An 8,146-nucleotide genomic window follows, 5' to 3' on the forward strand; every position below is an offset into this window, starting at 1 on the left:
GCCCGGTGACGCCGGTCTCGGGGCGGACGGCGCCGAGCACCTTGTCCTGCGGGACGTCCGCCGAGGTGGGCAGGACGGCCACGAACAGCGGCTTCCCGGCGTCCCTGATCTTCTTGGCCAGCGCGTCGGCCTGGTCCTGGGAGAGCTGGGCCCGGGCGCCGGGGTCGACGTAGACCGGGCCCGTCTTGAGCGCCTCCCCGACGGCGGACACCCCGGTGGCCGCCGACGCCTGCGGGGCGGCCACGAAAGCCGTCGCCGACAGGGCCAGCAGCAGACCGGCCAGCAGCGGTCGGAAGCGTACGGAAGTCAGCCTGGTCCTCATGCCTACGACGCTACCCGAACCGCCACTTTCCCGTGTGAGCTGGACATAAGCCCCCCACCGGACCGCCACCGCGGCCACGGCCGCCGCCGATGCCGGAACTACTCGGCCGGTTCGACGCCCGCGTGGAGGAGGCCGAAGGTGAAGGCGTCCTCCAGGGCCTGCCAGGAGGCGGCGATGACGTTCTCGGCGACGCCGACCGTGGACCACTCGCGGGTGCCGTCCGTGGTGGCGATCAGGACGCGGGTCGTGGACTCCGTGCCGTGCTTGCCCTCCAGGATGCGGACCTTGTAGTCGATCAGCTCGAACTTGGCGAGCTGCGGGTAGAAGCGTTCGAGGGCGACGCGCAGGGCGCGGTCCAGGGCGTTGACCGGGCCGTTGCCCTCCGCCGTGGCGACGATCCGCTCGCCCTTGGCCCACAGCTTGACCGTGGCCTCGTTGGCGTGGGTGCCGTCGGGACGGTCCTCGACGATGGCCCGCCAGGACTCGGTACGGAAGTACTTGCGGGCCCGGCCCTCGACCTCGGCGCGCAGCAGCAGCTCGAAGGAGGCGTCGGCGGCCTCGTACGTGTAGCCCTGGAGCTCGCGTTCCTTGACCCGCTCGACGACCCGCGAGATCAGCGCGCGGTCCTCGCCGAGGTCGACGCCGAGCTCCCTGCCCTTGAGCTCGATGGAGGCGCGGCCGGCCATGTCGGAGACCAGCATGCGCATGGTGTTGCCGACCCGCTCGGGGTCGATGTGCTGGTACAGGTCGGGGTCGACCTTGATGGCCGAGGCGTGCAGGCCCGCCTTGTGCGCGAAGGCCGAGACACCGACGTACGGCTGGTGCGTGGACGGGGTCAGGTTCACGACCTCGGCGATGGCGTGCGAGATCCGGGTCATCTCGGCGAGCGCGCCCTCGGGGAGGACCGTGCGGCCGTACTTGATCTCCAGCGCGGCGACGACCGGGAAGAGGTTGGCGTTGCCGACGCGCTCGCCGTAGCCGTTCGCGGTGCACTGCACGTGGGTGGCGCCCGCGTCGACGGCGGCCAGGGTGTTGGCGACGGCGCAGCCGGTGTCGTCCTGGGCGTGGATGCCGAGGCGGGCGCCGGTGTCGGCGAGGACGGTGGCGACGACGGCGGTGACCTGGGCGGGCAGCATGCCGCCGTTGGTGTCGCAGAGGATGACGACGTCGGCGCCGGCCTCGTGGGCGGTGCGGACCACGGACTTGGCGTACTCGGCGTTGGCGCGGTAGCCGTCGAAGAAGTGCTCGCAGTCGACGAAGACGCGGCGGCCCTGGGCGACGAGGTGGGCGACGGTGTCCCGGACCATCTCCAGGTTCTCTTCGAGGGTGGTGCGCAGCGCGAGCTCGACGTGCCGGTCGTGGGACTTGGCGACGAGGGTGATCACCGGGGCGCCGGATTCCAGGAGGGCGCGGACCTGGGGGTCCGTGGCGGCCGAACCGCCCGCGCGCCGGGTCGCGCCGAAGGCGACGAGCTGGGCGTTCTTGAAGTCGATCTCGGCCCGGGCGCGCGCGAAGAACTCGGTGTCGCGGGGGTTGGCGCCGGGCCAGCCGCCCTCGATGAAGCCGACTCCGAAGTCGTCGAGGTGCCGCGCGATCGTCAGCTTGTCCGCGACCGTGAGGTTGATGCCCTCACGCTGGGCGCCGTCGCGCAGGGTGGTGTCGAAGACGTGGAAGCTGTCGTCGAGTGCCTCTGTCGGCTCAGTCGCCTCTGGCGTCGTCATGCTGATCTGACTCCTGTCGGATGAGTGGTTCCGGAATCCCGGGATCCACTGCCCCCATCATCGCGCGCTGCCGCTCCGGTGCGTTTTACGCCGGGAAACGAAAAGACCCCTCGCGGGTGCGAGAGGTCTGCGCGCGGGTCTGAGGCACGGTGGCCGCTGCCGCGAAGGTCTTCCACGGTTTCAGCGGTCACAGAGGACCGGCGCGCTGCTGTCCATAATCATGAGCTGAGCAGGCACGCTCGCAGTGTGCCACACCGCCCGGCGTCCGTGGACGCCGGTCTCAGCATGCGGTCAGGCCCCCGCCGGGCCGTGGTCACCCCTGCGGGGTGAGCGCGTCGGCGAGGAACTCCCGTACGTGTTCCAGGATGTCCCCGCGGGAGAGCAGCGGCAGCCCGACGGCCAGCTGGATGCTGAACCCGTCGAGCAGGGCCCGCAGCCTGGCCGCGAAGCGGTCGGCGTCCACCGGCCGGAACTCGCCGCGCGAGATGCCCTCGGCGAGAAGGGCGACCAGGTCGCGGTGCCAGGCCCCCTCGATGGCGGCCTGGCGTTCGCGTTCCTGGGGTCCGGCGTTCTGGGACCGGTTCCAGACCTCCAGCCACAGGGTCCAGTGCGGGTCCCGGGGGCCGTCTGGCACGTAGAGGTCCACGTACGCCCGTACGCGTTCGCGTGCCGTTCCGGGCCGGGACAGCAGGGCGCGCCGCTCGGTGCCGAGGGCCGCCTCGCTCCACTCCAGGGTCTGCAGCAGGAGCTCGTCCTTGCTGCCGAAGTAGTAGAGGAGGTGGCCGCTGCTCATGCCGACCTGCCGGCCGAGGCCGGCCATGGTCAGGCCCTCCAGTCCCCGCTCGGCGATCGTGGCCATGGCGGCGACGAGTACGTCCTCGCGCGGGGGCGCGTTCTTGCGCGCCGCCCGTACCGGTACTCCACCCGCCACCATGGGCCACTCCTTCACGAGGTACGCCGGCGGTCCGTGGATCAGACCTTCGGCTGCTGCTGGGTGATGCAGTGGATACCGCCACCCCCGGCGAAAATCGTACGTGCGTCGACGAGGGTCACGGTCCGCTCGGGGAACAGACCGCGGAAGATCTCGGCGGCCTCCTCGTCGCGCGGGTCGTCGAAGGCGCACAGGACGACGCCGCCGTTGCAGAGGTAGTGGTTGATGTAGGAGTAGTCGACCCACTCGCCGTCCTCCTCCAGCACCGTCGGCGCCGGGACCTCCACGACCTCCAGCTGCCGCCCCCGGGCGTCGGTGGACGCGCGCAGGATGGCCGCGATGGTCTTGCAGCGCTCGTGGTCGGGGTGGGCGGGGTCGGGCTGGGTGTGGACCATGACCACGCCGGGGCGGGCGAAGGCGGCGACGATGTCCACGTGGCCCTGGGTGCCGTAGGTGCCGTAGTCGCCGGCCAGGCCGTACGGGAGCCAGATGGCCTTGGTGGTGCCGAGGTGGGCGTGGATCTCCGCCTCGACCTGCTGGCGGGTCCAGCCGGGGTTGCGGCCGTCGCCGAGCTGCACGGTGTCGGTGAGCAGCACGGTGCCCTCGCCGTCGACGTGGATGGCGCCGCCCTCGTTGACCAGGCGGGTGCTGAAGGTGCGGGTGCCCGCGAGGTCGGAGACGTGCCGGGCGATCTTCTCGTCGTGGTCCCAGCGGGCCCACTCCTGGGCGCCCCAGCCGTTGAAGGTCCAGTCGACGGCGGCCAGTTCGCCCGCGTCGTTGGTGACGAAGGTGGGGCCGATGTCGCGCATCCAGGCGTCGTCCAGCTCGCGCTCGACCAGCTGTACGTCGCCGCCGACGATGGCGCGGGCGCTGTCCGCGTCGCCCGGGGAGACGACGAGGGTCACGGGCTCGTACGTGCGGACGGCGCGGGCGACGGCGCCCCAGGCCTCGCGGGCCTCGGCGAGCTCCTGCTCGTTGGTGAAGGTCGGGTTGGGGCTGGGCCAGGCCATCCAGGTGCGCTCGTGGGGGGTCCACTCGGCGGGCATCCGGAAGCCGGCGTCGGCGGGCTTGATCGTCATGGCGGGTCCTTAAGGGCAGAGCCGACTTACAAGAAGTACAGGCGGTTGAGGGAGACCGATTCGGCCGCTTCGGAGCGCAGCGGTTCCCCGTCGAGGGAGACGAGTCCGCTGCGCGCGTCCACATCGACCGCGCCCACCCGGGAGTTGAGGAGGAGGTTCCCCGGGCCGATGCCGCGGGTGCCGCGGACGGCGACGCGGCGGCGGCGGGTGGGCATCTCGTCGGAGCCGAGGGCCGCGGCCGCGGCGGAGACGAAGGCCACGGAGATGTCGGCGGCCGTGGCTCCGTACGAGCCGAACTGCGGCCCGAGGACCAGCGGTTCACAGGTGTCGGTGGCGGCGTTGGGGTCGCCGGTGACTCCGTAGGCCGGGAAGCCGGACTTCAGGACCAGTTGCGGCTTGGCGCCGAAGAACTGCGGGCGCCACAGCACGATGTCGGCGAGCTTGCCGACCTCGATGGAGCCGATCTCGTGGGACAGGCCGTGGGCGATGGCCGGGTTGATGGTCAGCTTCGCCATGTAGCGCAGGACGCGGGCGTTGTCGTCGCCCTCGCCGTCGCCTTCGAGCGGGCCGAGCTCGCCCTTCATCTTGGCGGCCATGGCGAAGGTGCGGCGGATGGTCTCGCCCGCGCGGCCCATGCCCTGGGCGTCGGAGGAGGTGATGCCGATCGCGCCGAGGTCGTGCAGGACGTCTTCGGCGCCCATGGTGCCGGCGCGGATCCGGTCGCGGGCCATGGCGGCGTCGCCGGGGAGGTCCGGCTTGAGGTCGTGGACGGAGACGATCATGCCGTAGTGCTCGGCGACCGCGTCCCGGCCGAAGGGCAGGGTGGGGTTGGTGGAGGAGCCGATGACGTTCGGCACGCCCGCCATCTTGAGCACGTTGGGTACGTGTCCGCCGCCGCAGCCCTCGATGTGGAAGGCGTGGATGGTGCGGCCGTCGAGGACGCGCAGGGTGTCCTCGACGGAGAGGCATTCGTTGAGGCCGTCGCTGTGCAGGGCGACCTGGACGTCGTACTCCTCGGCGACCCGCAGAGCGGTGTCCAGGGCGCGGGTGTGGGCGCCCATGTCCTCGTGGACCTTGAAGCCGGACGCGCCGCCCTCGGCCAGCGCCTCGACGAGCGGGGCCGCGTCGGAGGAGGAACCGCGGGCGAGGAAGCCGATGTTGACGGGCCAGGCGTCGAAGGCGTTGAAGGCGTGCTTCAGCGCCCACGGGGAGTTGACGCCGACGCCCCAGACCGGGCCGAACTCCTGGCCGATGATCGTGGTGACGCCCGCCGCGAGGGAGGCCTCCATGATGCGCGGGGAGAGCAGGTGGACGTGGGTGTCCACGGCTCCGGCGGTGGCGATCAGGCCCTCGCCGGACACGATGCTCGTACCGGTGCCGACGACGACGTCCACGCCGTCGAGGGTGTCCGGGTTGCCGGCCCGGCCGATCGCGTGGATGCGGCCCTCGCGGATGCCGATGGAGACCTTGCGGATGCCGAGGACGGCGTCGATGACCAGGACGTTGCTGATCACGACGTCGCAGGTCTCGCGGACGGCCGCGGCCTTGAGGTGCAGGCCGTCGCGGGCGGTCTTGCCGAAGCCCGCGAGGAACTCGTCGCCGGGCTTCTGGGCGTCGTACTCGACGCGGACGGTCAGCCCGGAGTCGCCGAGCCGGACCCGGTCCCCGGCGCGGGGGCCGAAGACGGACGCGTACTCGTGCGGGTCGATGTGCCGGCTGCCCGGGGCGCAGTGGTCGCTGTGGGGGGTCTTCTTGCTCACGCCTGGTCTCCGTCCGCGATGTCGGGGGTCGCTGTGTCCTCGGCGGTGACGCCGAGGTAGCCGCAGGCGGCGGCGCGGCGCAGGGCCTCCGCCTTGGCGCCGGGGGCGTCCAGGGGCCCGTCGACCAGGCCCGCGAAGCCGACGGCAATGCGGTCGCCGCCGATCGGGACGAGACCGACCTCGCCCTCGCCGTGCGGGTCGAACCGTACGGAGGAGCCGGCGGGCACGCACAGCCGCATGCCGTAGGCGGCGGCCCGGTCGAAGTCGAGCCGGGGGTTCGCCTCGAAGAAGTGGAAGTGGGAGGTGACGCTGACCGGCACGGAGGCCGTGTTGCGCACCCGCAGGTGGAGGACCGGCTCGGGCTGGGGGGCGCCGGGGCCCGGTACCACCGCGCCCGGGGCGTCGTCGCCGAGCGACACCGCGCCCCGGATCGGGGAGGAGACCACCGCGAGCCGGGATCCGTCGTCGAAGACGGCCTCGACGTGCACCTCGGTGACCACGTCGGCCACGCCGGGCAGCACGTCGTCGGGGCCCAGCACGCCGCGGGCCTCCTCGATGGCCTCCGCGAGCCGTTTGCCGTCGCGCGCGGCCTCGCAGACCGTGTCCGCGATCAGCGCGGTGGCCTCGGGGACGTTGAGCCGCAGGCCCCGGGCCCGCCGGGCCCTGGCCAGTTCCGCGGCACTGCGCAACAGCAGCCGGTCACGTTCCGTAGGGGTCAGCCGCACGCCGATCCACCACCTTTTGAGTCGATGGGTTAGAGCATCACTCTAACTCTTCATCTGCTTTCAAGGAATCATTGACCTGGGACCAGGGCTTAGGTCACATTGAATGTCGCTCAAACAGATGCGCAACCACCCCCCGCCCTGCCAAGGGAGTCCCCCCATGCCCATCGAACAGCGCGGAGTCGACACCATCCCGGAAGAGGAGCGGACGAGCGGTCCCCGTGACCTGATCTCGATCCTTCTCGGCTCCAACCTCTGCCTCGGCGTCATCGTCTTCGGCTGGCTGCCCCCGTCCTTCGGACTGGGGCTGGTGCCCTCGGTCACCGCCATCGTGACCGGCACGCTCGTCGGCATCGCCTTCACCGCGCCGCTCGCGCTGGTCTCCCTGCGCACCGCGACCAACCTGTCCACCTCCAGCGGGGCCCAGTTCGGCGTACGGGGGCGGCTCGTCGGATCCGTGGTGGGTCTGCTGCTCTCGCTCGGCTACACCGCCCTCACCCTGTGGATCGGCGGCGACGTGATGGCCGGGGTCCTGTCCCGGCTCACCGGACTGCCCGACACCGGGCTCACGCGGGCCGCGATGTACGGCGTCCTGGCCGCCTGTACCGTCGTCGGGGCCGTCTTCGGCTACCGGCTGCTGCTGCGCATGAGCAAGCTCCTGTCCATCGGCATGGTGATCCTGCTGGCCGTCGGCGTCTACGCCTACGCCCCGGACTTCACCAGCGCCGCCCCGCCGGACACCGCGTACCTGCTCGGCTCCTTCTGGCCGACCTGGCTGCTGGCGGCCGTCGCCGCCGGGCTGAGCGGTCCCGTCGCCTTCATCACCCTGCTCGGCGACTACACCCGCTACATCTCCCCGCGCCGGCACACCTCCCGCAAGGTGTTCTGGGCCACCGGTTTCGGCCTGCTGATCGGCCTGCTCGTACCGCAGCTGTTCGGCACCTACACCGCGCTCGCCGCCCGGGCCGGGACCGAGTACGCCGGACCGCTCGTGGCCGCCGCGCCGTTCTGGTACCTGGTCCCGCTGCTCGCCGCCGCCGCGGCCGGCTCGGTGGGCAACGCCGGGCTGATGCTCTACTCCATGGGCCTCGACCTCGACGCCATCGTGCCGAAGGCCACCCGTACCAAGGCCACCGTGATCGCCGCCGTCGTCGCGACCGCCTTCGTCTTCGTCGGCTCCTTCGAGTGGGACGTGCAGTCCGCGATGACCTCGTTCGTGCTGCTGCTGACCGCGATCGGCACCCCCTGGGCCGTGATCACCCTGATCGGGTACGTCCGCTGCCGCGGGCAGTACGACGCCGACGCCCTCCAGGTCTTCAACCGCCGCTCGGTGGGCGGGATCTACTGGTACCGCGCCGGCTGGAACGTGTCCGCCACCGCCTCCTGGGCGATCGGCGCCGGCGTCGGCCTCCTGGCCGTGACCACCCCCTTCTACGAGGGCCCGCTGCTCGCCCTCACCGGCGGCGTGGACTGCTCCTTCGTCCTCTCCGGCCTGACGGGCGGCCTCGTGTACACGGCCCTCACCGCCCGCCGCGCCCCCGCCGCGGCCCCCGCGGCCGAGCCGGCGGAGGAGCCGGCGGTCGCCTAGTCCCGTACGTACGAAGGCCCGGG

Annotated in this window: 6 protein-coding genes and 1 pseudogene; 1 reads left to right on the top strand and 6 read right to left on the bottom strand. The window is 71.9% G+C overall.

Annotated features, from left to right (window positions below; genetic code table 11):
* The 6 genes and pseudogenes from ACFV0Q_RS34400 to ureA all read right to left on the bottom strand — a co-directional run.
* Positions 1–322 (bottom strand): annotated as a pseudogene (locus tag ACFV0Q_RS34400) (hypothetical protein); the annotation flags it as partial.
* 98 nt (positions 323–420) lie between these two features.
* The gene (gene cimA / locus ACFV0Q_RS34405) at positions 421–2,043 is read right to left on the bottom strand and encodes a citramalate synthase (protein ID WP_385010873.1); all 1,623 of its coding nucleotides are present in this window, start codon (positions 2,041–2,043) and stop codon (positions 421–423) included.
* 313 nt (positions 2,044–2,356) lie between these two features.
* Positions 2,357–2,977 (bottom strand): TetR family transcriptional regulator C-terminal domain-containing protein, encoded by a 621-nt coding sequence (locus tag ACFV0Q_RS34410; protein ID WP_385010874.1) that lies wholly within the window; start codon positions 2,975–2,977, stop codon positions 2,357–2,359.
* Positions 2,978–3,015: 38 nt separating this feature from the next.
* Positions 3,016–4,053: an agmatine/peptidylarginine deiminase gene (locus ACFV0Q_RS34415; protein ID WP_385010876.1), complete on the bottom strand. Its 1,038-nt coding sequence runs from the start codon at positions 4,051–4,053 to the stop codon at positions 3,016–3,018.
* 26 nt (positions 4,054–4,079) lie between these two features.
* Positions 4,080–5,762: an urease subunit alpha gene (locus tag ACFV0Q_RS34420; protein WP_385010881.1), complete on the bottom strand. Its 1,683-nt coding sequence runs from the start codon at positions 5,760–5,762 to the stop codon at positions 4,080–4,082.
* 47 nt (positions 5,763–5,809) lie between these two features.
* On the bottom strand, positions 5,810–6,538 hold the full coding sequence (gene ureA, locus ACFV0Q_RS34425; RefSeq protein ID WP_385010878.1) for an urease subunit gamma: 729 nt from the start codon (positions 6,536–6,538) through the stop codon (positions 5,810–5,812).
* A gap of 157 nt (positions 6,539–6,695) precedes the next feature.
* Between ureA and ACFV0Q_RS34430 the strand changes: the two genes are divergently transcribed.
* Entirely contained in the window at positions 6,696–8,123 is a 1,428-nt protein-coding gene (locus ACFV0Q_RS34430; RefSeq protein ID WP_385010880.1) for a cytosine permease, read from the top strand.
* Positions 8,124–8,146 lie beyond the last annotated feature (23 nt).

It is taken from the genome of Streptomyces sp. NPDC059564 (assembly GCF_042735575.1).
In the GTDB taxonomy this organism is placed as follows: domain Bacteria; phylum Actinomycetota; class Actinomycetes; order Streptomycetales; family Streptomycetaceae; genus Streptomyces.

Bases quoted from the DNA above. Each gene is read 5' to 3' on its own strand.
- cimA (WP_385010873.1), bottom strand. From the start codon at position 2,043: ATGACGACGCCAGAGGCGACTGAGCCGACAGAGGCACTCGACGACAGC.
- ACFV0Q_RS34410 (WP_385010874.1), bottom strand. From the start codon at position 2,977: ATGGTGGCGGGTGGAGTACCGGTACGGGCGGCGCGCAAGAACGCGCCC.
- ACFV0Q_RS34415 (WP_385010876.1), bottom strand. From the start codon at position 4,053: ATGACGATCAAGCCCGCCGACGCCGGCTTCCGGATGCCCGCCGAGTGG.
- ACFV0Q_RS34430 (WP_385010880.1), top strand. From the start codon at position 6,696: ATGCCCATCGAACAGCGCGGAGTCGACACCATCCCGGAAGAGGAGCGG.